The organism is Streptomyces sp. GbtcB6 (genome assembly GCF_019091475.1).
In the GTDB taxonomy this organism is placed as follows: Bacteria; Actinomycetota; Actinomycetes; order Streptomycetales; family Streptomycetaceae; genus Streptomyces; species Streptomyces hyaluromycini.
In genome coordinates, this window is the sequence record NZ_JAGXJL010000014.1 from 104,049 (window position 1) to 126,818 (window position 22,770).

The window sequence follows — 22,770 nt, forward strand, 5'->3', positions numbered from 1 at the left end:
GTCCCCGCCTCCCTGGGTCAACCCTGGTACGTGCGTACGTCCCCGGACACGGTACGGGACCGGGTACGGGGACGTACGTACGACTGGCTAAGCCATGACTCCGTAAGGCTCAGCCCTTGAAGCGGGGGAAGGCGCTGCGGCCCGCGTACACCGCCGCGTCGTCGAGGATCTCCTCGATGCGCAGCAGCTGGTTGTACTTGGCGACGCGCTCGGAGCGGGCCGGGGCGCCGGTCTTGATCTGGCCGCAGTTGGTGGCGACGGCGAGGTCGGCGATGGTGACGTCCTCGGTCTCGCCGGAGCGGTGCGACATCATGCACTTGAAGCCGTTGCGCTGGGCGAGCTCGACGGCGTCCAGGGTCTCGGTCAGGGAACCGATCTGGTTCACCTTCACCAGCAGGGCGTTGGCGGTGCCCTCCTCGATACCGCGGGCGAGGCGCTCCGGGTTGGTGACGAACAGGTCGTCGCCGACGATCTGGACCTTGTCACCGAGCTTGTCGGTGAGGACCTTCCAGCCGGCCCAGTCGTCCTCGAACAGCGGGTCCTCGATGGAGACCAGCGGGTACGCGGCGACGAGCTCCTCGTAGTACTCGGTCATCTCGGCGGCCGAGCGGGACTTGCCCTCGAACTCGTACTTGCCGTCCTTGTAGAACTCGGACGCGGCGACGTCGAGCGCAAGGGCGATCTGCTCACCGGGGACGTAACCGGCCTGCTTGATCGCCTCCAGGATGAGGTCGAGCGCGGCGCGGTTGGACTCCAGGTTCGGCGCGAAGCCGCCCTCGTCGCCGAGACCGGTGGCCAGGCCCTTCGACTTCAGGACCTTCTTGAGGGTGTGGTAGACCTCGGCACCCCAGCGCAGCGCCTCGGAGAAGGACTCCGCGCCGATCGGGGCGATCATGAACTCCTGGATGTCGACGTTGGAGTCCGCGTGCGAGCCGCCGTTGAGGATGTTCATCATCGGCACCGGCAGCAGGTGCGCGTTCGGGCCGCCCAGGTAGCGGAAGAGCGGGAGGTCGGACGCCTCGGAGGCGGCGTGCGCGACGGCGAGGGAGACGCCGAGGATGGCGTTGGCGCCGAGCGAGCCCTTGTTGTCGGTGGCGTCCAGGTCGAACATCGCCTGGTCGATGAGGCGCTGCTCGGTGGCGTCGTAGCCGACCAGCTCCGGGCCGATCTGCTCGATGACGGCGAGGACGGCCTTCTCGACACCCTTGCCCAGGTAGCGGTTGGGGTCGCCGTCACGGAGCTCGATGGCCTCGAAGGCACCGGTGGAGGCACCGGACGGAACGGCGGCACGACCCGTGCTGCCGTCGTCGAGGCCGACCTCGACCTCGACCGTGGGGTTGCCTCGGGAGTCCAGGATTTCCCGGGCTACGACGACGTCGATGGACGGCACGAGCATCTCCTTCTTGGGATGTGACGCTGGTTGTGCGGGGCGCACGCGGGCCTTGCCGGCCCTTGCTCAGCCTTGCGACTAGAGCCTAACCGTCCCAGGGCCGTCGGCCGGCACGACCGACCGGCCCGTGGACACACAGACGGTACTCATTGTTCACGTGCGGAACAAAGAGGGTCCCGATGAAGAACGGGAGAAGAGCGGGCCAAGAAGGGGACGGCAAAGAGAAACCCCGCCCCGGTGCGTACGGGGGAAAACGCACCGAGGCGGGGGCCCGTGGGGACGGGGGTGGCCCTCACGTGGCCTCCACTATGGGGACCGCGGTTGTGCGGGCGCTGTGGTTCAGCTGGGCGCCGCCTAGTACTTACGGCGGTCGCCCCCCGTCCTACTTGAGGTGGAGCTGCTGGCCCGGGTAGATGAAGTCGGCGTCCTGGACGATGCCCTTGTTCAGCTTGAACAGCGCCTGCCAGCCGCCCTTGACCTTGTGCTTCTCGGCGATCGAGCTGAGGGTGTCGCCCTTGACGACCTTGTACTCGCCGTCGCCCTTCTTGACCTTCTTGCCGGCCGGGGTGGTGACCGTCTTGGTCGCGGCCGGACGCTCGGCGGAGCGGGAGGCGGCCTGCGTGTCGGTCGTACGGCTGCTCGTGCCGGCGCTGCTGCTCGACGAGGAGCTGGAGCCGCTGCCGGTGTAGGCGGCGCTGGACAGGCCCGTGCCGCAGGTCGGCCAGGCACCCTTGCCCTGCGCGGCGAGGACCTTCTCGGCGATCTGGATCTGCTGGGCCTTGGTGGCCTGGTTGGCCTGCGCGGCGTACTGCGTGCCGCCGTACGCGGCCCAGGTGGAGGCGGAGAACTGCAGACCGCCGTAGTAGCCGTTGCCGGTGTTGATGGCCCAGTTGCCGCCCGACTCGCACTGGGCGACGGCGTCCCACTCGGAGGCGGTGGCGGCGGAGGCGCTGCCGGCCGCCATCAGCGGGGCGGCGACGGCGACGCCGGTGACACCGGCGACAGCGATGGCGCGGACGGCCTTGGACGGACGACGGTGCTTGCCCTTGCCGGAAAACAGCATGGATCGATCCCCTCACCGACGCCTGCGAGGTGAGCTGTCGGGTTCGGGCCGGTTGAGTTGCCCGGCCGCACACCCGTGTGTCGGTGCGCGGCTTCACCCCGAGCCGGATCGGCAGCCTCAACTACCGGTCCCGGCACTTACCTTGGGTCCCCCGCTCCTGCCTACGGCGCTTGACGCGTCGACTGTTCCCGGACGGCCGCTGGCAGGACTCGGCGTTGCGACGGCCGGGGCTCGTGGTGACGAGCGGCCTTGACCGTAAACAGGGCATCCGGTGAATTTCAAAGATGATCAGGGCTTCTGAGACTCATCCCACACTTTCACCAAACCGGACATTTAACTTCTAAGTGGGGCGGCCGGGAGACGCCAACTCCCGCCGCTTTTCGTCCGTTTAGCTACCGAGTTTCAGGGTCTGACCGGCGGCGATGTTGTTCGGGTCGGTGCCGATGGCCGCCTTGTTCGCGGCATAGAGCGCACGCCATCCACCGTCGAGGTCAAGGGAGTCGGCGATGGAGGCGAGGGTGTCGCCGGCGTGGACGGTGTAGGTGCCGCTGTCGCGGGAGGCGTGACGGCCGGAGGAGGTGGCACTCTGACCGTTTGTCACGTTTTCGTCCGCCGAGCCGCCCCGATGCTTGCCGCCGCTACTGACGGCCCCCGTGTCGACCAGGCTCCAAGAACCCCCGGTCTGCGATGAATTGTCCGATCCGTCAGCCTCGGAGATGACGGGACTCTCACTCGCCTTCGAGGCACCCGAGCCGGAGCCGGAGTCGGAAGATCCCGACTTGTCCGTCTTGCTGGATTTACCGGAGGCGTCCGCCTTGGAGTCACCGCTCGCACTCGGGGAGGGAGTGGCGGAGTCGCCCCCGGAGTCCGCGGCACCCGAGGAGGAACCGGAACCAGAGGAGGAGGAAGAAGACGACGAATCCGACAGCCCGGAGGACGAGTCCGACGAGTCGGAGGAACCGGACGAATCACCCGAGTCGCCGAGTCCCGTGTCGACGTTCACCGAGGCGTCGTCGGACGAGAGCCCGGCGAGCAGCGCACAGGTCCGCCAGGGCTTGGTGCCCTGGTCGGCGAGTATCTTCTCGGCGACCGCGATCTGCTGCGAACGGCTCGCCTGGTCGGGCGTACTGGCGTACTCCAGGCCTCCGTACTTGCTCCAGTCGTCCAGGGACATCTGGAGGCCGCCGTAGTAGCCGGTGCCGTTGTCGGCGCTCCAGGAGCCGCCGCTCTCGCACTCGGCCACCTGGTCCCAGGTGGAGCCGTCGGCCGCGTGGGCGCTCACCGCACCGAGGAGCGGGATGGCGATGGCGGAGCCGGTCACCCCGGCCGCGACGAGGAGAGCCGGAGCCTGACGGGGGCGACGGTGACGACCGTTCCCGGAGAGCATGCGGAAACCTTTCGAGCGACAGCGGTGACCGGCACGGCGGGTCCCGCAGGGCGCCGTGCTGATGGGTGAACGTATCGGCAGACGATCACTTGTCACAAGTTAATGCCGCGCAGATCACGTGAAGATCACAGACTTGAACGCTGGTCACCTTTTGCCCGTACGGACCTGTAAGGGCTTCGGCGAGGGCCCGGCAAGGGCTCATCGTCCGGCGGGCGTGAACTCCACGGGGAGTGTGCGAAGTCCGCGCATGATGAGCCCGCCGCGCCACCGCAAATCCCCTTCTTCCACAGCGAGTCGCAGGTCGGGAAGACGGGTGAGGAGGGTGGCGAGGGCGGTCTGGCCCTCCAGGCGGGCGAGCGGGGCGCCGAGGCAGTAGTGGATGCCGTGGCCGTATCCGAGGTGCTGGTTGTCCCGCCGTGACAGATCGAGGGTGTCCGGCTGGGCAAACCGCTCCGGGTCCCGGTCCGCCGCGGCCAGGACGACCAGGACCGGGTCGCCGGGCGCGATGTGCTGCCCGCCGATGTCGACCGGCTCGGTGGCGAACCGCCAGGTGGCCAGCTCCACCGGCCCGTCGTAGCGCAGCAGTTCCTCGACACCGGTCTCCAGCAGCCCGCGCTCACCGGCGGCGAGTGAGTCCTGCAGCCGGGCGCGCTGCTCAGGATGGGTGAGCAGGGCGTACGTCCCGTTCCCGATCAGGTTGACGGTGGTCTCGAACCCCGCGAACAACAGGATGAACGCCATGGCCGCGGCCTCGTTCTCGGTGAGGTGCTCACCGTGGTCCGAGGCCCGGATGAGCCCGGAGATGAGGTCCTCACCGGGAGCCGGCTCGGCGGGCAGCGCCTGCCTCTTCCGGTGGATCAGCTCGGCCAGATACCCCCGCATCTTCTTCACCGACCGCGCGACCCCGCCCCGCGGCCCGCCCCCGTGGCGGATCATCATGCCGGCCCAGTCCCGGAAGTCGTCCTGGTCCTCGCGCGGGACGCCGAGCAGGTCGCAGATGGCGTAGATGGGGAGCGGGAAGGCGAAGTCGTGGATGAGGTCGGCGGACCCGGTGGCCGCGAACCCGTCGATGAGCCGGTCGGTCAGCTCCTGCACCCGTGGCGTGAACTCGGCCACCCGGCGTGGTGTGAACGCCTTGCTCACCAGCCGCCGCAGCCGGGTGTGGTCGGGCGGATCGATGTTGAGCAGATGCGTCATCAGCTCGGCCTTGCGCTCCCCGGGGATGCCGGTCTTCCCCTTGGCGTGCGCGGGCTCGTCGTGATGCGCCGGGTTCTTGGAGAGACGGGGGTCGGCGAGGGCCTGCTTGGCATCGGTGTACCGGGTGACCAGCCAGGCCTCCACCCCACTGGGCAGCTTGGTCCGCCGCACGGGCTCGTGCTCCCGCAGCCAGGCGTAGGCGGGGTACGGGTCGGCGGCGAACTCCCAGGTGAAGAGGTCGGGGGTGGCTGCGGTCACTTCTCCACGCCCTCCGTCGCCCGCACCGCGTCCCGGTAGGCCCGGGCCGCCGCCCGCAGTGCCGCCTCCGGGTCGACGCCCTCCGCCTCCGCGCGGGCCGCCAGCGCTAGCAGCTCATACCCGATGCCCTGCGTCTGCGGCAGCGGCACCTCAAGCCCCGCCGTCCGCACCCGCGAGGCCAGCTTCGCCGCCAGTGCGAGACCCGGCTGCGCGAGGGGTATCCCGTCCGTCACCGACTCGCGCCGCTTCTCTATCGCCTTCGTGCGCAGCCAGTGCTCCTTGACCTCTTCCGGCGTCGCCGCGGTCTCGTCGCCGAAGACGTGCGGGTGGCGGTGGATGAGCTTCGCGACGATGCCTCCCGCCACGTCGTCGATCGAGAAGGGGGCGTCCGGGTCCTCCTCCGCGATCCGCGCGTGGAAGACGACCTGGAGGAGCACGTCGCCCAGTTCCTCCCGCAGTTCGTCGCGGTCGCCCTCCTCGATCGCCTCGACGAGTTCGTACGCCTCCTCGATGCCGTACTTCGCGAGGCCCTTGTGGGTCTGCCGGGACGACCAGGGGCACTCCGCGCGGATCCGGTCCATGACCTGGACGAGGTCGAGGAGGCGGGCGCCGGGCAGGTCGTAGGAGGCGGGGAGCAGTTCCAGCTCGGGCATCCGGACGCGGCCGGAGCCGGCCAGGCGGGCCAGGCCGTCCGTGAGGGCGGGCTCGCCCTCGCCCGCCGCCACGACCACCACCGTCCGGCCGCCGGCGCAGGCGTCGACCAGCTCCTGGGCGGTGGGGGCGGCCTCGTCCACGGCCGTCCCGGCCTCCCGCAGATACGGCAGCTGCGGATGCGCGCCGTCCGCACACAGCACGCGGTCCGCCGCGCGCAGCGCCTGCCATGCGGGCCAGGACAGCAGGCCGGGGGCGACCCGGTGGCTGGTGGTCAGCAGGACGACGCGGCCGGCGTCGGGCCGGGAGGTCGGAGCAGGTTCCGGTGCGGGTTCCGGTGCGGGTTCCGGGGTGGTGGGTTCTGGCCTGGTGGTGTTCACGCTCCGAACGTAACGCACCGCCGCCGCCGACCTCGTGGTTTGTCCACAGGGCAGGGGCGATCAAGTGATCGTATGACCGGCACGGACGTGACTACCCCCGTGGCCTTCCCCGGTGGCCTGCCCTACGCCGACACCTGCGTCCCCGCCGACGTGACCTCCCGTACCCACGGCGTCTTGGCGTCCACGCGGCTGCTCCTCTGGACGTCCCAGGCGCCGTAGCGGGGGTTGAGGTCGACGTGGAGTTCCTTGGAGGCCTTGGCCAGGACCTTCCAGAAGGCGGGCTGTGAGGTGTCGGTGCCGAGCAGCTGGGCGAGCTTCGTGGCCTCCGTCTGGAAGCGGAGGTTGTCGTCCAGGCGCTCGGGGGCGATGCCGTACTTCTGCAGCCAGGCGGTCTGCAGCGCCTTGGCGCCGCCGAGCTGCTGTTCGTAGCCGGTGCGCGTCGCCTCGACCTCCTTGCGGCTGACGGTGATGCCCGCGTCCTGGACGGCCCGCTGCAGCACCCGGTCGAGGACCATGTTGTACAGGGTGTCCCGGGTGAGGCTGCTGGTGGAGGCGAGGACCTGCTGGTACTGCGCCTCGTCCGGCACCGCGGCGCGCTGGGCCCGGCGCACCTCGTTCACGCGGTTCTCCAGCTGCGAGACGGTGATCCGCTGGCCGCCCACGACGGCCGCAGCGCCCGGGTGCGCGTCGCTTCCGCAGGCGGTGAGGAAGGGGGCCGCGGCGGCGATCGCGGCGGAGAGGACGAGCGCGGTGCGACGGCGGCGGTGCAAGGATGCCTCCCGAGGAGATTGTGCGACGGTGCACAAAGTCTTGCGGTGATCGATGGTAGGCAGTGGGCAAGCTCTGGCCAACCCATTCGACCAACGATTCACACGCGCATCCGGCACCGCCGCACCACCCTCCGGAAGGGTTTGCGGTACGGACCCCGCTCAGCCCGTGATCGCCACCGGGGCGTCCCAGGCGTCGCGGTCCACGGTGATCGTGTGACCGCCGCGCGTCTCCTTGCTGTTCACCATGTACTGGTGGGCCCGGCTGTGCCCGGTGTACTGCGACGCACCGAACGGCCAGTCCGTGGTCGTGGTGTTCTTCTGGTCCCACAGCGCGTACCAGAGGTTGCCCGGCAGGTCCGTCTTGTCGGTGGCGTTCGCGATCGCCTTGGCGCTGGAGCTGGTGAAGCCGTAGTAGCCCGCGCGGTACGTCTTCGCGTGCAGTTCCTTGTCGAAGGCGCGGACATACGTCAGCACGGCGTTGTTGCACGACGTGTTCGTCGTGTCGTACGCCTCCATGTCGAGGTAGACCGGGCTGCCCGCCTTCATGCCGAGGGCGGCGGCCTTGGACACGGCGTCGTCCGCCTCGGACTTGCCGACGGAGGCGGCGGTGGCCGCGCTGATCTTCACGGAGCCGCCGGATCCGCAGGACGGCTGGGAGCCGACGTAGAGCGGGATGAGCTTCCAGCCCGCGGCGGTGACGGTCTTGACCCAGGAGGCGGTGAGGTTGGGCTGGTTGCAGCCGCGGTTCTTCCCTCCGATGTAGACAGCCGCGGCGCCGTAGAAGCCGGTGTTCCAGGCCTTCATCACGTCGGCGGAGGGCGCGGCGCAGGTGTCGAAGGCCCGGCCGGTGAACGTCTTCTGGGCGGGCCAGGTGGTGGCCGCCATGGAGGTCTGCGCGGCGATCCCGGCCCCGGCGACGACGGCGGCGCCCGCGACGCCCCAGGTGATGTATCTGCGCTTCTTCGACTGCCGATGGCCGGACATGCCCCTACCCCACCCCTGTGTATGCACTGTGCAAGAAAGACCGAGGAAAACGGACCGCAACCTATCAGGAGGCCGGAGCCGGTCGTCTGCCAGGCCGGTGACGGCTAGCCGCGTACCTGTCCCAGCCACTGCAACGTGCGCCGGACCTCGGCGGCCATCGGGTGTCCGGGTCCGTGCAGCCGTTCCAGGTCCATCAGCAGCCGGGCGAGCGTGTCGTGCGCGGCGGGCCGGTCGCCGAGCGCGAGCAGCAGATGCCCGATCCGGCGGCGCACGTCGTGCGCGAGCTGCGGATCGCCGGCCACGTACTGGTTCTCGTAGTACGGCAGCAGCGCGCGGTACTCCGCGAGCGCCGCCGCCGGTTCGCCGAGCTGTTCCAGGCACTGGGCGGTCTCGTAGCGGAAGCGCAGGACCTGGGGGTCGGCCTGGCCCGCCTCGGCGGCGCGTTCCTCGGCGAGCCGGCGCAGTTCGGGCAGCGCGCGCCGGTACTGCCCGTCGTCCATCAGCGTGGCCGCGTACTGCTTGCGCAGGGTGCGTACGACCGTGGAGCGCTCGCCGTGCCGGTCGGCGGCGACCGGCAGGATCGCGCCCAGGATGTCGACGGCCTGGGTGATGCGCCCCTCCCCGAGCAGCCGCTTGACCTCGTCGACGGCGGCGGCGACATCCGGTCTGTCCGGTACGGCGGCCACGGGGGCGGCGGGCCGCGGTGCGGGCGTCCGCGCCCGGTCCGGCCAGGGGGCGTGCGGACGCAGGAAGGGGCGGGTGGGGTCCAGGGGCGCCCCGGAGGGCATCCCGCGCGGGGGCAGGAGCGACGCCAGGTTCTCGTAGACCTCCTGCGCGGACGCCGGCCGGTGCTGCGGGTCCTTGGCGAGCAGGCGCAGCACGAGGCTTTCGAGCGGCTCCGGGACCTCGGGGCGGATCCGGCGTACGGGCAGCGGCGGCTCGTACAGGTGCCGGTGCAGCACGCCGAGCGCCGTGGAACCCGCGAACGGCACCTCCCCGCTGAGCAGTTCGTGCAGCAGCACGCCGAGCGCGTACAGGTCGGTGTACGGGCCGACCGCGCCGCCCATCGCCTGCTCGGGTGCCATGTAGGCGGGCGAGCCGATCGGGGAGCCGGTGTGGGTGAGGCGGGTGGTGTCCGTGTCCATGACGGAGGCCACGCCCAGGTCGAGGACGGTGACCGTGCCGTCCTGCTTCACCATCACATTGCGCGGCTTGAGGTCGCGGTGGACGATCGGCACCGCGTGCACGGCGCTCAGCACGGCGCACAGTTGCGCGGCCACCGCCACCGCCCACTGCCACGGGTACGGGTCGTGCTCCGCCAGGTGGTCGGAGAGGTCGGCGCCGTCCACGTACTGCATGACGAGGAAGAGCTCCTCGCCCTCGCTGCCCGCGTCGTGCACGGTGACCAGCCCGGGGTGGTCGACCTGCGCGGTGACCCGGCACTCCCGCAGGAACCGCCGGCGCAGTTCCTCCGCCTCCGCGCCCGCCACCTTGTCGGGGCGCAGCAGCTTCACCGCCACCCGCCGGTCGAGCCGCTGGTCGTACGCCGTCCACACCTGGCCCATGCCGCCCTGCCCGATGAGCGTGGACAGCTCGTAGCGGCCGGCGACGACACGTCCTGTCGCCACGGTCACCTTCCGCCCTCGTAGTCGCCCTCGTGGTGCCCGTCGTGCTTGCGCAGGTAGTCGCTGAGCTCGTCGAGTTCGGCGCGTACCTGCTCGATCCGGGCGGGCGCCGGGTGCTGGGGCGGCGCGGGTATCGGAGGCTGCGCGAGCGGCGGCCGGGACATCGGGGGCACGGTGTGCGGGGGCGGGGTGTGCGGGGGCGGGGTGTGCGGGGGCTGCATGCCCAGGGGCGTCGTCCCCGTGGCGTACGGCGAGGGGGCGGGCGGGTAGCCGTACGTCTGCGCCGCGTACGCCTCGCGCTGCCGCTGGAAGTGGCGCACGTCGGCCGCGAGGTAGTAGACGATGGTGGCCAGGAGCGTGCCGAACAGCAGGGTGATCCCCAGGTAGCCGCCGGTGGTGTGCACGTCGTCGCCCGGTTCGCTGCCCAGCAGCACGAGGCTGAGGACGTCGGCCGCCGCGGCCGCCACCAGCAGGCCGGAGTCGACCGACCTGCGGGTCACCACGGCCAGCCGCAGCAGCATCGCCCATGCCAGGAAGCCGGCGCTGAACACCCCGACCGCCACGAACACCACGCGCAACAGGACCAGTACCGCGTCGTGCGGCGGCCGCTGCACCGGCTGCGCATGGCCCTGGCCTTGCATGATCGCTCCTGTGTTGCCTGAAGTTCCCTGAAAAGGGCGTACTCGACCGTCCGGCGCCGTCCGCCCGCGGACAACATCGGTCGTGTGATGGTCGCTTCGAGCATATGGCCCGGCACGGACAACCGGTCCGGGTTGTACCGAACCGTTGTCGGACCGACTGCCGGGACGCACCGGGAAAGGATCGTTCAAGGGCCAATCAGGGATCAGTCGGGCGTGACGGTCCCGTCGGTGAGGCCGTCGTACATTCCGCGCACGAGGTGCTCCCCGAGCCGGTTCGCGTGGCGCAGCGCCCGCTCGAACTCGTCGAGTGCGCGGAAGCGCGCGCCGTAGCGCCGCTGTTCCTCCAAGGGGAGCCGGGGCAGCTGGAGCCGGCGCACGTCCAGCCGGGTCGCGGTGGAGGCATAGCTGCTGGCCTGCCGGTTGTTGGCGGTGCCGCGCAGGAAGCCGGCCAGGAACCAGGGGTCGATGGCCGTGTGATCGGGGCGCAGGAGCACGAGGTTGCGCCCCAGGGCGGCACCCGACGTCGCATCGTCGATCACGCGCGCCACCGAACCGCCGCCGAGGACCGGTACGACGACGTCGCCCGACTCGGTCAGCACGGCCTCCTCTTCGCTCTCGGGAAGCGTGCCCGAGGGGGCCACCGCGGCAAGGACGTCGTGGTCGGTGAGCACGGGCACGCGCGCGTGGCCGCCGTTCCCGCCGGTGCGCAGCACCAGCGCGCCCGCGCGCGCGAGTTCGCCGACCGTGGTGAGCGGCCACCGCGCGGGCGGCGCCTGGTCGGCCGGCGGCGGGGTGAGGTCGGCGGTCAGGCGCAGGGTCACACCGAACCGTTCGCGGACCGCGGTGAGCTGTTCCGCGCCGTCGGCCCCGGCCGCCGGGGGCAGATGGCGGGCGGGGGCGAGGTCCACGTCGTCGTCGAGGAGTTCGATGACCGGCACCGAACGGGCCAGCCCCGGCCGTTCCACCGGCCCCCCAGTGCGCTCGAAGGCACGCCAGGCGTCCAGGACGGCGTCCCGTACCGCCGCCCAGTCCGGGCCGCCCCGCCCTTCGCCTGCGAACCTCCCGGTGTCCACGAGCAGCACCTCGGGCGTGGCCGGCGTCCGGTCGGGCCGGCGCAACACCCACAGGTGCAGCGGGATGCTGTACGGCGGCGCCGCCCCGACCGGGAGCGCTACGAGCGCCCTGAGCGCACCCCGGCGCAGCAGGTCGGCACGGATCCGGCGCCCGGAACGGCGGGACGCGACGGCCGGCGGCATCAGCAGCACCGCGGTGCCGCCGTCGGCGAGCCGGGCCAGGGCGTGCTGCACCCAGGCCAGTTCCGACTCGGTGCGCGCGGGGAAGCCGTACTCCCAGCGTGCGTCGTACGCCAGCTCGTCGTGGCCCCAGTTGCGCTCGTTGAACGGCGGGTGGCAGAGCACCGCGTCGGCGCGCAGCTCCGGGTAGGCGTCGGCGCGCAGGGTGTCGCCGGCGGCGCCGTGCACCCCGGCCCGGGAGTGCAGCGCGAGCCGCAGCGCGGTGAGCGCGGCGAGATCGGGGGCGCTGTCCTGGGCGTACAGCTCCTGGCCGGGGCGGACGTCCACGGCCCGCAGCAGGGCACCGGTCCCGCAGGCCGGGTCCAGCACGGTACGGGCGGGGCCGGCCAGGTCGGCCATGAGACCGGCGAGGTCGGACGGGGTGAGCGTGTACTGGCGGGGGTTGGCGTCCAGGTGCCGGCCCAGCAGGAACTCGAAGGCCTGCCGGGCCCCGGCCTCGGCGGCCAGCTCGGCGGCGCCGCGCAGGAGCGGGGCGGACGGGAGGAGTTGGGGGCCGGTGGGGGTGCGGACGGCGGGGGTGATGGGGGCGACGGTCGCGCCGGGTGTCGTCGGCGGGGTGTTCACAGGGCGGGCGTCCACTGGTGTGTTCACACCCGCTGCACTGCCGGGACTGTTCACAGTCTCGGCGCCGCCCGCGGACCGGCCGCTGTGAACCGTGCGCTCCACTGCCCCGCCGAGGCGCGCGGTCAGCACCTGCTCCAGCGCGCCCGGCAGCATCGCGGCCAGGCGCTCGTCCGAGCCGGCGCTCACGTCGAGCCAGACGGTGGGGCGTTCGTGGATCAGCAGCAGCGCACAGCCGGCGTGCACCAGCGCCGTCAGCGCGCCCTCGGGGTGCCCGGCGAGCTGCTGCCAGACCCGCTCGCGCAGCGGGACCTCGGCGAGTTTTCCCTGCTCACGCAGCCAGGACTCGACCTCGGCGAGTGCGAAGGACGGACTGGTCTCGGTGCCGCCGACCGGCTTGGGGAAGTCGGCGTGCCGGCGGCGCCAGTTGCTGACGGCGGCGCGGCCCACTCCGGCGAGCCGTGCGATACCGGCCGCGGTCACCTCCGTGGCGTTGTCCTGCACGCGGCCTCTCTCCCCTCGTCCCAGGTACCCAGGTGCCCCTGTGTGCACCGAGCATACCGATGTACACAAGATCTACCCCTTCACGGGCGTGCACGTCACGCACTACGCACTCCATGTTGACTCGGTTCACAGCCTCTGCTCTTATTGACTCGCCACTCCAACCCACCCGAGAAGGACTCCTGATGCGCCTCCCGTCCCGTGCCGTGATGCTGATAGCCGTCGCGACCCTTCCGCTGGCCCTGACCGCCTGCTCCTCCGGATCCACCGGTACGACCGCCGACTCCGGTACCGGCACGAGCGCCGCACCGGCCAAGGCGAAGGACCCCGACTCCGGTCTGCTCACGGGTACCCGGCTGAAGAAGGCGCTGGCGCCCGCCTCGGCCTTCCCGTCCGGGCTCACCCTGGAGTCCGACGGTTCCGCGGACAGCGGTGGCCGGTTCCTCTCCCCGGCCGGCCGGAAGACGGGCAAGCCGGACTGCACCAGGCTGGAGACCACGTCCTGGATCCAGGCGTCCGGCTACAAGGGCGGGGTGTCGTTCGCACAGAACGGCTACGCGAACAAGACCGAGGAAGTGGACCAGGAGATCGACGCCTTCCAGGGCACCACGGCGACCGACGTGATGAAGGCGCTGCGGACCGTGGCCGCCGAGTGCGCCACGTACACGGACACCGACGCGCACGCCAAGGTGAAGCTCACCGGCAGCTCCACGACCGGACTCGGTGACGAGGCCTACACGATGACACTGACGAGCGGCTACTGGGAGAACGGCACCACGCTGATCGCGGCCCGTTCCGGCGCCTCCGTGGTCACCGTGCTGTCCACGGCGGGCGGCGACAACGGTGCCGCGTCCGCGAAGAAGGTGACGACGACGATCCTCTCGGCGCTGAAGAAGTAGCCGAAGAAGCAGGCGACGCGTGCGGCCGGGTCCGAGCCCGGCGTCGACGCCCCACCACCGTTCCGTTCCCGTGAAGGATGCCGATGCGCCTCACGTCCCGCCCCGCCGGCCGGGCGGCCGCCGGGGAAACCGCCGTACGCGAACGGGGCGTGCCCGGAACACCGCTGCGTGCCGCGCTCGTTCTCGGCCTGCTGCTCGGGTTCTACGTGCTGGCTCTGCTCGTCCTCGTCGCGCTGGCGGTCCTGGACGTCTTCCTGGCCCGGGACGGGAGCTTCACGGTCATGGCCGTCGAGGGCTGCCTCGGCTCGCTGGCGATCGCCTGGTGCGTGGTGCGGGTCGTCCTGCTCAGCCGCGGCCCCGGGGACGGGCAGGACGAGGTGCCCGGTGTGTCACCGACGCCGCAGGAGCAGCCGGAGCTGTGGCGGCGCGTGCGGGACCTGGCCGAGCGGGTGGGCACCCGGCCGCCCACGGAGATCCGGGTGATCCCGGGGGCCAATGCCATGGTGCGGGAGGACGCCCGATGGCTCGGGCTGGTCGCGGGCGAACGGCGGCTCTTCCTCGGCGTCGCCCTGCTGATCGGCCTGCCGGACGACGAGCTGGACGCCGTGCTCGCGCACGAACTGGGCCACTACACGCACGACGACACCCGGCTGGGCGGCCTGCTCTGGGCGCTGCACGGCAGACTGCTGCACACCGCGCACACGTTGCGGCAGCGGGCCGCGCGTGAGGAGGCCGAGGAGCAGGCGAGGGCCGCCGCGCGGGCCGCCCGGCGCCGGGCGGCCCGCAAGCCGCCGCCGGTGAAGCGGGAGCCGACGCGGGGCCCGGACCACTATCTGGCCCTCGTCTTCTCCGCGTACGCCCGGCTCTGTCTGCGCCTGACCGAGGCCGTCAGCCGCCGGCAGGAGTACGCGGCCGACCTGGTGGCCGCCCGGATCGCCGGACGGGACACCACGGCCGCCGCGCTGCGCCGCATCCCCGTGCTCGACGCCGCCGACGATCTCTACCTGCGCGAGTACGCCCTGATGGGCCGGGACGCCGGACTGCTGCCGCCGGAAGGGCAGTTCCACGGCGGGCTCGCCCTCCTGCTCGCGGACCCCGCCCGCCGGGCGGACCTGGAAGCGTGGGCCCGCGGGCCGCTCCCGGAGGTGGTTCCCGAGGAGAGGTCCCCGTACGACAGCCACCCGCCCACGGCCGACCGCATCGCGGTGCTGGAGGCACTCCCCGACGACGGACGCGCCGCCACGCTCCCCCGGCGCCCCGCCCTCGCGCTGCTCCGGGAGCCGGAGCGCCTCCTCGCCCGACTGGAACGAGCCGTACTGAGCCGGGAGACGCTGTCCTGGCGGCGGGTGCCCTGGGCGGAACTGCCCGCGCAGACCCGGCGCGAGAGGTGGGCGCGGGAAGCGGGGCCGCTGCTGGGGGCCATGGCCCAGGCGGCCGGCGCGAGGGGCGCCGCCGTATCCGGAGTGACGCACCTCGACCACCTCGGTCACCTCGACCACCTCGGTCACCTCGGCCGCCTTCTGGACCTGGTCGACCACGGCCTGCTGTACGACATCGCCGGCCGGCTGCCCAGGTCGGAGCAGGCCGGCCGGAGCAGTGGCCGCGCGGCACTCGAGTTCGCCCGGACGGCCTTCCGCTCGCCCCTGCGGCAACTGGCCCTGCTCACCGCGCTGGACACCGGGCTGTGCCGGTGGGAGCTGTGCTGGTCCGGGCCCCCGGTCCGGGCGGTGGCGCCCGTACAGTTCGCCGAGGCACTGGAGGCGGCCCTGGACCACGCGGTCGCCGATCCGCCCGGCACGGGCCCCCTGCGGGCCCTGCTGTCCGGCGGCGTCCGCGCTCCGACGGCTTCCTCGGCCGACCCTTGGATCGCCCCTTCGGCCGCCTCCCGGCCCGCTCGTCCGCCCGCCCAGCCACCCGCCTCTTCCGGCGGCCTCTACCCGAAAGACCCGGTATGAACGTCCTCATCGACATAGCCGGCGCCGGCGTCCTCGCCTACTCCGCCGTCACCGTCCCGCGCAACGCCCGCAAGGCGCGGGCGCTCCGGGCGGAGGCGAAGGCCAAGGCGCCGGTCAACATCGACCCCGCCAAGTACGGGCTGGTGCCCGCCGCTCAGCTCGACAGCCGTTTCGCGGGCCCCGATCCCGAGGCCGACGCGGTCGCGCAGGCCGCCCTCGCCGGCGACTGGCGGCGGGCCGCCGCCTACCTGGCCGGGGCTGGCCGGGACTGGGACCTGCGGTGGTACCGGCTCGGCATCCTCACCCACGCCGCCGCCGAGGACGACACCTGGCTCAAGGCGTGGCGGACCGAGTACCCCGGCGATCCGGCCGCCGCCCTGGTGCACGCCGACGCGCTCGTCGTACTCGCGGGCAAGGTCCGCGGCGCGAAGCTGGCGAAGCACACCACGGCGGAGCAGTTCGAGGGCTTCCACCGGCTGCTGGCCGAGGCGCTGCCCGCCTGCCAGGAGGCCGCCTGGATGGCACCCGAGGACCCCTGTCCCTGGATAGCGCAGCTCACCATCGCCCGGGGACTCAGCTGGTCGAACGACGACTTCCGGGCGCTGTGGGCCGAGGTCGGCGCACGCGATCCGCACCACTTCGGGGCGCACATGAGCGCTTTGCAGTACTGGTGCGCCAAGTGGAGCGGTTCGCACGAGCTGATGTACGCGTTCGCCGAGCAGGCCGCGGCCTCCGCGCCGCAGGGCAGCCTGCTGTCCGTACTGCGCCTCCACGCGCTGATGGAGCACGCGTCCCGGGAGCCCAAGGCGCCGGTGTACCGCCAGCCGTTCGTGCAGGCGGCCGTGGACGCCACCCTGGACGCCGTGGAGTGGGCACCGGCCGGGCATCACCGGCTGCCGACGGTGCGGCACCTGCTGGCGGAGGCCTTGTTCCAGACGGATCGGTACGCGGAGGCCGTCGAGCAGTTCCGGGCGGTCGGCGGATACGTCGGCAGCCCGCCGTGGTCGTACTCCGCCAACCCGGTCAAGGCGTTCGTCTTCGCCCGCACCAACACCTTCGTGGCCTGGGAGAAGGCGGGCTGCCCCGCCCCTCCGCCGCGCGGCCGCGCCCTGGGGTACTGACGCACGCGGCGGGGGCGGGCCGGTTCAGCGCGCCTTGAAGCGTGACGGCGCCTTGGTCGGGTTGCCGCCCGAGGGGAGTTTCTGGCCGGGACAGGTGGCGAGGACCTTCTTCATCGCGGCCTTCTCGGCAGCGGTGACCCACAGGCCGTACTTCTTCTTCACGGCCACCTGCGCGGCGACATAGGTGCAGCGGTAGACCTTGTTCGTCGGGATCCAGGTGGCCGCGTCACCGTCACCCTTGCCCCGGTTGGCACTCGCGTCGACGGCCAGGAGGTTCAGCGGGTCGTTGGCCAGGGCTATGCGCTTGCTGGCGTCCCAGTACTTGGCGCCCTTCTGCCAGGCGTCCGAGAGGGCGACGAGGTGGTCTATGTCGACCAGGCTGCGGCCGCGCTTGTAGGTGACCTCCTTGCCGGAGTAGGGGTCCGGCTCCAGGACTCCGTAGGAGACCTTGCAGTCGCCGTCGCTGAACTTCACCTCCTTCAGGTCCCGCTTGAGTATGTCGTCCCGGGTGTCGCAGGAGTTGGAGTCCGTGTCCGCCCAGGCGGAGCCGAACCTGGCCCGGGAATAACCGGACTTCGGCGCCCTGCCCTTGACGGCCAGCGAGTCGGCGGCGGTCAGCGCCGCTCCCCCGCCGCCCGCGCCCTGGGCTCCCGGACTCCCCTTGTCCTGCAGGTCGGTACAGCCGGCCACCGCGAACACCACGACGGCAGCGGTGACCGCCGCGCCCCTCAGACGCGCCACGTGCGCCCCCTCATGCTTGCCCAGATCCGCCTTCGCACGTGCGGATTCCTGCTGGTCCAACGGTAACTGCCGCGCGGTTCGGGCCAGATAGCACCTAAAAGTGCGTATGCCATCAACTGGCCCTTATCGGCATCCGACTGACGCCCGGAGGGAAGCCCGGACCGCACACCTTCGCGCCCGCTCACTCCCCGCTGCGACCGAATGCCCCCGATGGCACGCCTCACACCTTGCCGTGCCCGAATGCCTCCGGGCCTCCCGGGGCCTTTCGGGGCCTCCGGGGGCCTTTCGAGGGGGACTTGACCTTGACGCCGGTGTCAGGGTCCGACGATCCCGGCATGAGCGAGAACATCCGCCCCCAGACCCCCCGTACCGTCGTCGTCACCGGTGCCGGCACCGGTATCGGCCGCGCCACGGCGCGCGCGTTCGCCGCCGAGGGCGCGCACGTGGTCGCCGTCGGCCGCCGGCCGGGCCCCCTCTCCGAGACCGCCGACGGGCACCCCGGGATCACCGCGCTGCCCGCGGACATCACCGCCGAGGACGGGCCCGGCGCCGTCGTACGGACGGCCTTGGAGCGCTACGGCCGTCTCGACGTGCTCGTCCACAACGCGGCGGTCGTCACCGCCGGCTCCCTGCGCACCTACACCGGCGCGGCCGTGCGGCCGCTGCTGGAGACGAACCTGATCGCTCCCGTGCTGCTCACCCAGGCCGCGCTCCCGGCGCTGGAGGAGAGCCGGGGTGTCGTGGTGAACGTGACGACGGCCGTCGGCCAGCGTGGCTGGCCGACCGGCAACTCCCTGTACGCGGCGGGAAAGGCCGCCCTCGAAGTGCTCACCCGCAGCTGGGCCGTCGAACTGGCACCGCACGGGATCCGGGTGGTCGCGGTGGCCCCGGGCGCGATCGAGACACCGATCGCCGACCACTCCGGGTACACCCCGGAGCAGCGGGCCGCCCTGCGCAAGTGGCAGCTCGACCACACCCCGCTCGGCCGGATCGGCCGTCCCGAGGAGGTCGCCTGGGCCATCACCCGGCTCGCCTCGCCACAGGCCTCGTTCGTGACCGGCGTGGTGCTGCCGGTGGACGGCGGGGCGGTCGTCTCCTGAACCCGACGTCACGGCGTCACGACGTCACGGCGTCACGACGTCACGGCGTCACGACGTCACGGCGTCACGGCGTCACGGCGTCCGAGGGTGCCCGTCAGGCCGTCTCGCCCGCCTCGCGCAGCGCAGCCGCCAGTCGCTCCCGTACCTCCGTCTGTGCCGCTATCCGTGCGTCCAGGACCGCCAGCCGGTCCCGGGCGATCCGCAGGCCCCGCGCCGACGCGCGGCCGACGGTGACCTCGCCGTCCAGGCACGGCAGGAAGGCCCGTACGTCGTCCAGGGTGAGGCCCGCCGCCAGCAGCCGGCGGATGTTGCGGACGCGTACGGTCGTACGGGCGTCGTACGCGCGATAGCCGTTGGCGGCGCGTACGGAGGTGATCAGACCCGCCTGTTCGTAATGGCGCAGGGCGCGCGGCGTCGATCCGGTCGCCCGCGCCAGCTCACCGATCCGCACGTCCCGCGCCCCCGTCACCCGTCACCCGTCACCCGTCACGACCCGAGGATCGAGGCGAGGAACTCACCGACCCAGCCCAGCAGTTCCCGGCCGACCAGCGGCTTGCCGCCCACCTTCGCGGTCTTCGGGCGGGGCACCAGCAGCTGGTGGACGGCCGGCTTGATGACGGTCCCCGGGTACAGGCGCTTGACCCGCAGCTCCTGCGACTCGCGCAACTCCACCGGTGCGAAGCGGATGTTGGTGCCCTGCAGGACGATCTCGCCGACCCCGCACGCGCGGGCGAGCATCCGCAGCCCGGCGACCAGCAGCAGGTTCTCCACCGGCTCGGGCAACTTGCCGTAGCGGTCGGTGAGTTCCTCGCGGACCGCCCTGATGTCCTCCTCCGAGTTGGCGGAGGCGATGGAACGGTAGGCCTGGAGGCGCAGCCGTTCGCCCGGCGCGTAGTCGTGCGGGACGTGTGCGTCGACGGGCAGCTCGATCTTGACCTCGAGCGGCGGCTCCTCCTCGATCTCGCCGGTCTCCAGCTGCCGCCGGTAGTCCGCGACGGCCTCGCCGACCATACGCACGTACAGGTCGAAGCCGACGCCCGCGATGTGCCCGGACTGCTCGCCGCCGAGCAGGTTTCCGGCGCCGCGGATCTCCAGGTCCTTCATCGCCACGTACATGCCGGCGCCCATCTCGGTGTGCTGGGCGATGGTCGCGAGCCGTTCGTGCGCGGTCTCGGTCAGCGGCTTCTCCGGCGGGTACAGGAAGTACGCGTACCCGCGCTCGCGGCCCCGGCCGACACGGCCGCGCAGCTGGTGCAGCTGGGAGAGGCCGAAGGTGTCGCCGCGTTCGACGATGAGCGTGTTGGCGTTGGAGATGTCGATGCCGGACTCGACGATCGTGGTCGAGACGAGGACGTCGAACTTCTTCTCCCAGAAGTCGACGACGACCTGTTCGAGGGCCGACTCCGACATCTGGCCGTGGGCGGTCGCGATGCGCGCCTCGGGGACGATCTCACGGAGCCTCGCCGCCGCGCGGTCGATGGACTCCACCCGGTTGTGGATGTAGAAGACCTGGCCCTCGCGCAGCAGTTCACGGCGGATGGCGGCGCCGATCTGCTTCTCCTCGTACGGCCCGACGAAGGTGAGCACCGGGTGGCGCTCCTCCGGGGGCGTGGTGATCGTCGACATCTCGCGGATGCCGGTGACCGCCATCTCCAGGGTGCGCGGGATCGGGGTGGCGGACATGGTCAGCACGTCGACGTTGGCGCGCAGCTTCTTCAGCTGTTCCTTGTGCTCGACGCCGAAGCGCTGCTCCTCGTCGACGATGACCAGGCCGAGGTCCTTGAACTTGGTCTCCGAGGAGAAGAGGCGATGGGTGCCGATGACGACGTCGACGGCGCCCTCCTTGAGGCCCTCCAGGGTCGACTTCGCCTCGGTGTCGGTCTGGAACCGGGAGAGCGCCTTCACGCTCACCGGGAACTGCGAGTACCGATCGGAGAACGTCCCGAAGTGCTGCTGCACCAGCAGGGTGGTGGGGACGAGGACGGCAACCTGCTTGCCGTCCTGTACGGCCTTGAAGGCGGCCCGTACGGCGATCTCGGTCTTGCCGTAGCCCACGTCGCCGCAGACCAGGCGGTCCATGGGGACGGACTTCTCCATGTCCTCCTTGACCTCGGCGATGGTGGTGAGCTGGTCGGGGGTCTCCGCGTACGGGAAGGCGTCCTCCAGTTCGCGCTGCCAGGGCGAGTCGCCGGCGAAGGCGTGGCCGGGGGCGGCCATGCGCGCGCTGTAGAGCTTGATCAGGTCGGCGGCGATCTCCTTGACGGCCTTCTTGGCGCGCGCCTTGGTCTTCGTCCAGTCCGCGCCGCCCAGGCGGTGCAGGGTGGGGGCCTCGCCGCCGACGTACTTGGTGATCTGCTCCAGCTGGTCGGTGGGGATGTACAGCCGGTCGCCGGGCTGGCCGCGCTTGGCGGGGGCGTACTCCACGACCAGGTACTCGCGGGTGGCGCCCTGGACGGTGCGCTGCACCATCTCGATGTAGCGGCCGACGCCGTGCTGCTCGTGCACGATGTAGTCGCCCGGCTCCAGGGTGAGCGGGTCGATGGTCTTGCGGCGGCGGGCCGGCATCCGGGCGCCGTCCTTGCCGGCCGCCTTCTGGCCGGACAGGTCGGTCTCGGTGAGGACGGCGAGCCTGAGCGCCGGGTCGACGAAGCCGTAGTCGATCGAGCCGCACGACACGTGCACGACCGAGGGGCTCAGCTCTCCCAGGTCGACGTCGAGGCGGGCCGCGATGCCCTCGCCGCCGAGCACCTCGACCGTGCGGGAGGCGGGACCGTGACCCTCGGTGACGAACACCGTGCGCCAGCCGTCGGCCAGCCAGCCCTTGGTGTCGGCGAGGGCCTTCGCGGTGTCGCCGCGGTAGGTCTCGGGGGCGTGCATGCCCAGCTTGAGGGTGTCGGCCGCCAGCTCCTCGTCCGCCGCGAACGGCGACACCGACCACCACATCATGTCCAGCCCGCGCGCGCGGTCACGGACGTCCGCGATCGACCACAGGGAGGCCGCGCCGACGTCGATGGGGGCCTCGCCGCCGCCCGCGGTGGCCGCCCAGGACGCCTGCAGGAACTCCTGGCTCGTGGCCACCAGGTCGGCGGCGCGCGTGCGGACCCGCTCCGGGTCGCACACGACGGCCATCGCGCCCTTGGGCAGCACGTCGAGCAGCAGTTCCATGTCGTCGACCAGGACCGGGGCGAGGGACTCCATGCCCTCGACCGCGATCCCCTCGGCGATCTTGTTGAGGAGTTCGCCGAGCTCGGGGTGCTCCTCGGCGAGGGCACGCGCGCGTGCGCGGACGTCCTCGGTCAGCAGCAGCTCGCGGCAGGGCGGTGCCCACAGGCCGTGCTCGGCGACCTCCAGGGAGCGCTGGTCGGCGACCTTGAAGTAGCGGATCTCCTCGACGTCGTCGCCCCAGAACTCGACGCGCAGGGGGTGCTCCTCGGTGGGCGGGAACACGTCCAGGATGCCGCCGCGTACGGCGAACTCGCCGCGCCTCTCGACGAGCTCCACGCGCGCGTAGGCGGCCGCGGCGAGGGCTTCGACCACCTCGTTCAGATCGGCGCTCTGCCCGGTGCGCAGCGCCACCGGCTCCAGGTCGCCGAGGCCCTTGACCTGCGGCTGGAGCACGGATCGTACGGGTGCGACGACGACGGAGACCGGGCCGGTCTCGGGGTCGTCGGAGCTGGGGTGGGCGAGGCGGCGCAGGACGGCGAGGCGGCGGCCGACGGTGTCGCTGCGGGGGCTGAGGCGCTCGTGCGGGAGCGTCTCCCAGGAGGGGTACTCCGCGACGCCCTCGGAGGGCAGGAGCGTGCGCAGGGCCGCGGCCAGGTCCTCGGCCTCGCGGCCGGTGGCGGTGACCGCGAGCACGGGGCGGCCGGCCTCGCGGGCCAGGGCGGCGACCGCGAGGGGGCGGGCCGCGGGGGGGCCGACCAGGTCGACGTGCATGCGGTTGCCGTCCGCGGCCGCCTTGATCGCTTCCGCGAGGGCGGGGTCCTTGACGACGACGTCGAGCAGACCGTGCAGGCTCATTCAGGGCGGCTTTCGTCGGGGGGTGGGCAACGCGAAGTGCCCGGCGCGGGCTGCGACCGGGGGGTCTCCAGCGTACGACTACGCGGGCGCGGGTGCCGGGGCTGTGGATAACCTCCGTCGCCCTGTGAGGTGCCGCGCGTCCCGGCGGCCGTACCAGGGGGCTCCGCCCCCTGGACCCCCGAAGCCTATGCCCACCCACCACCCGACTCGGTC

Annotated in this window: 17 protein-coding genes and 1 riboswitch; of the genes, 4 read left to right on the top strand and 13 right to left on the bottom strand. The window is 72.0% G+C overall.

What is annotated here, in order from left to right:
• Positions 1–109: 109 nt before the first annotated feature.
• The 10 genes from eno to KVT45_RS24295 form a co-directional block, all read right to left on the bottom strand.
• Entirely contained in the window at positions 110–1,396 is a 1,287-nt protein-coding gene (eno, locus tag KVT45_RS24250) for a phosphopyruvate hydratase (protein ID WP_089102262.1), read from the bottom strand.
• A gap of 376 nt (positions 1,397–1,772) precedes the next feature.
• Positions 1,773–2,453, bottom strand: a complete 681-nt coding sequence (locus KVT45_RS24255; protein WP_217550782.1) for a transglycosylase family protein — start codon at positions 2,451–2,453, stop codon at positions 1,773–1,775.
• A 4-nt stretch (positions 2,454–2,457) separates the two neighbouring features.
• Positions 2,458–2,632: riboswitch (cyclic di-AMP (ydaO/yuaA leader) on the bottom strand.
• Between the two features lie 209 nt (positions 2,633–2,841).
• Positions 2,842–3,840, bottom strand: a complete 999-nt coding sequence (locus KVT45_RS24260; RefSeq protein ID WP_217550784.1) for a transglycosylase family protein — start codon at positions 3,838–3,840, stop codon at positions 2,842–2,844.
• Between the two features lie 198 nt (positions 3,841–4,038).
• Positions 4,039–5,295 (bottom strand): cytochrome P450, encoded by a 1,257-nt coding sequence (locus tag KVT45_RS24265; RefSeq protein ID WP_217550786.1) that lies wholly within the window; start codon positions 5,293–5,295, stop codon positions 4,039–4,041.
• Positions 5,292–6,227, bottom strand: a complete 936-nt coding sequence (locus KVT45_RS24270) for a nucleoside triphosphate pyrophosphohydrolase (RefSeq protein WP_254647295.1) — start codon at positions 6,225–6,227, stop codon at positions 5,292–5,294. The genes KVT45_RS24265 and KVT45_RS24270 overlap by 4 nt, the downstream gene beginning before the upstream one ends.
• 221 nt (positions 6,228–6,448) lie before the next feature.
• Entirely contained in the window at positions 6,449–7,096 is a 648-nt protein-coding gene (locus tag KVT45_RS24275) for a SurA N-terminal domain-containing protein (RefSeq protein ID WP_217550790.1), read from the bottom strand.
• Positions 7,097–7,255: 159 nt separating this feature from the next.
• The gene (locus KVT45_RS24280; RefSeq protein WP_217550792.1) at positions 7,256–8,080 is read right to left on the bottom strand and encodes a glycoside hydrolase domain-containing protein; all 825 of its coding nucleotides are present in this window, start codon (positions 8,078–8,080) and stop codon (positions 7,256–7,258) included.
• 104 nt (positions 8,081–8,184) lie between these two features.
• Positions 8,185–9,672 (bottom strand): serine/threonine-protein kinase, encoded by a 1,488-nt coding sequence (locus KVT45_RS24285; protein ID WP_275539771.1) that lies wholly within the window; start codon positions 9,670–9,672, stop codon positions 8,185–8,187.
• 38 nt (positions 9,673–9,710) lie between these two features.
• The gene (locus KVT45_RS24290) at positions 9,711–10,346 is read right to left on the bottom strand and encodes a hypothetical protein (RefSeq protein WP_217550793.1); all 636 of its coding nucleotides are present in this window, start codon (positions 10,344–10,346) and stop codon (positions 9,711–9,713) included.
• A gap of 203 nt (positions 10,347–10,549) precedes the next feature.
• A complete protein-coding gene (locus tag KVT45_RS24295) occupies positions 10,550–12,724 on the bottom strand; it encodes an N-6 DNA methylase (protein ID WP_217550795.1) in 2,175 nt (724 codons plus the stop codon).
• Between the two features lie 182 nt (positions 12,725–12,906).
• Between KVT45_RS24295 and KVT45_RS24300 the strand changes: the two genes are divergently transcribed.
• From KVT45_RS24300 to KVT45_RS24310, 3 genes are all read left to right on the top strand, one after another.
• Positions 12,907–13,620 (top strand): hypothetical protein, encoded by a 714-nt coding sequence (locus tag KVT45_RS24300; RefSeq protein ID WP_217550797.1) that lies wholly within the window; start codon positions 12,907–12,909, stop codon positions 13,618–13,620.
• Between the two features lie 83 nt (positions 13,621–13,703).
• Positions 13,704–15,575: a M48 family metallopeptidase gene (locus KVT45_RS24305; RefSeq protein ID WP_217550799.1), complete on the top strand. Its 1,872-nt coding sequence runs from the start codon at positions 13,704–13,706 to the stop codon at positions 15,573–15,575.
• A complete protein-coding gene (locus KVT45_RS24310; protein ID WP_217550801.1) occupies positions 15,572–16,696 on the top strand; it encodes a hypothetical protein in 1,125 nt (374 codons plus the stop codon). The genes KVT45_RS24305 and KVT45_RS24310 overlap by 4 nt, the downstream gene beginning before the upstream one ends.
• Positions 16,697–16,720: 24 nt before the next feature.
• Here the strand turns inward: KVT45_RS24310 and KVT45_RS24315 are convergent, their stop codons facing one another.
• On the bottom strand, positions 16,721–17,437 hold the full coding sequence (locus KVT45_RS24315) for an HNH endonuclease family protein (RefSeq protein ID WP_217550803.1): 717 nt from the start codon (positions 17,435–17,437) through the stop codon (positions 16,721–16,723).
• A 335-nt stretch (positions 17,438–17,772) separates the two neighbouring features.
• Between KVT45_RS24315 and KVT45_RS24320 the strand changes: the two genes are divergently transcribed.
• Positions 17,773–18,537 carry an SDR family NAD(P)-dependent oxidoreductase gene (locus tag KVT45_RS24320; protein WP_217550805.1) on the top strand — a complete coding sequence of 255 codons (765 nt, stop codon included), beginning with the start codon at positions 17,773–17,775 and terminating at the stop codon, positions 18,535–18,537.
• A gap of 94 nt (positions 18,538–18,631) precedes the next feature.
• Here KVT45_RS24320 and KVT45_RS24325 read toward each other — a convergent pair whose 3' ends face one another.
• Both KVT45_RS24325 and mfd read right to left on the bottom strand, forming a co-directional pair.
• Positions 18,632–18,988 carry a MerR family transcriptional regulator gene (locus tag KVT45_RS24325; RefSeq protein ID WP_217551005.1) on the bottom strand — a complete coding sequence of 119 codons (357 nt, stop codon included), beginning with the start codon at positions 18,986–18,988 and terminating at the stop codon, positions 18,632–18,634.
• 35 nt (positions 18,989–19,023) lie between these two features.
• On the bottom strand, positions 19,024–22,557 hold the full coding sequence (gene mfd / locus KVT45_RS24330) for a transcription-repair coupling factor (protein ID WP_217550807.1): 3,534 nt from the start codon (positions 22,555–22,557) through the stop codon (positions 19,024–19,026).
• Positions 22,558–22,770: the final 213 nt, after the last annotated feature.

Excerpts from the sequence above, each read along its gene's own strand:
- eno (WP_089102262.1), bottom strand. The coding sequence starts at position 1,396 with ATGCTCGTGCCGTCCATCGACGTCGTCGTAGCCCGGGAAATCCTGGAC.
- KVT45_RS24255 (WP_217550782.1), bottom strand. The coding sequence starts at position 2,453 with ATGCTGTTTTCCGGCAAGGGCAAGCACCGTCGTCCGTCCAAGGCCGTC.
- KVT45_RS24260 (WP_217550784.1), bottom strand. The coding sequence starts at position 3,840 with ATGCTCTCCGGGAACGGTCGTCACCGTCGCCCCCGTCAGGCTCCGGCT.
- KVT45_RS24280 (WP_217550792.1), bottom strand. The coding sequence starts at position 8,080 with ATGTCCGGCCATCGGCAGTCGAAGAAGCGCAGATACATCACCTGGGGC.
- KVT45_RS24290 (WP_217550793.1), bottom strand. The coding sequence starts at position 10,346 with ATGCAAGGCCAGGGCCATGCGCAGCCGGTGCAGCGGCCGCCGCACGAC.
- KVT45_RS24300 (WP_217550797.1), top strand. The coding sequence starts at position 12,907 with ATGCGCCTCCCGTCCCGTGCCGTGATGCTGATAGCCGTCGCGACCCTT.
- KVT45_RS24305 (WP_217550799.1), top strand. The coding sequence starts at position 13,704 with ATGCGCCTCACGTCCCGCCCCGCCGGCCGGGCGGCCGCCGGGGAAACC.
- KVT45_RS24310 (WP_217550801.1), top strand. The coding sequence starts at position 15,572 with ATGAACGTCCTCATCGACATAGCCGGCGCCGGCGTCCTCGCCTACTCC.
- KVT45_RS24320 (WP_217550805.1), top strand. The coding sequence starts at position 17,773 with ATGAGCGAGAACATCCGCCCCCAGACCCCCCGTACCGTCGTCGTCACC.
- mfd (WP_217550807.1), bottom strand. The coding sequence starts at position 22,557 with ATGAGCCTGCACGGTCTGCTCGACGTCGTCGTCAAGGACCCCGCCCTC.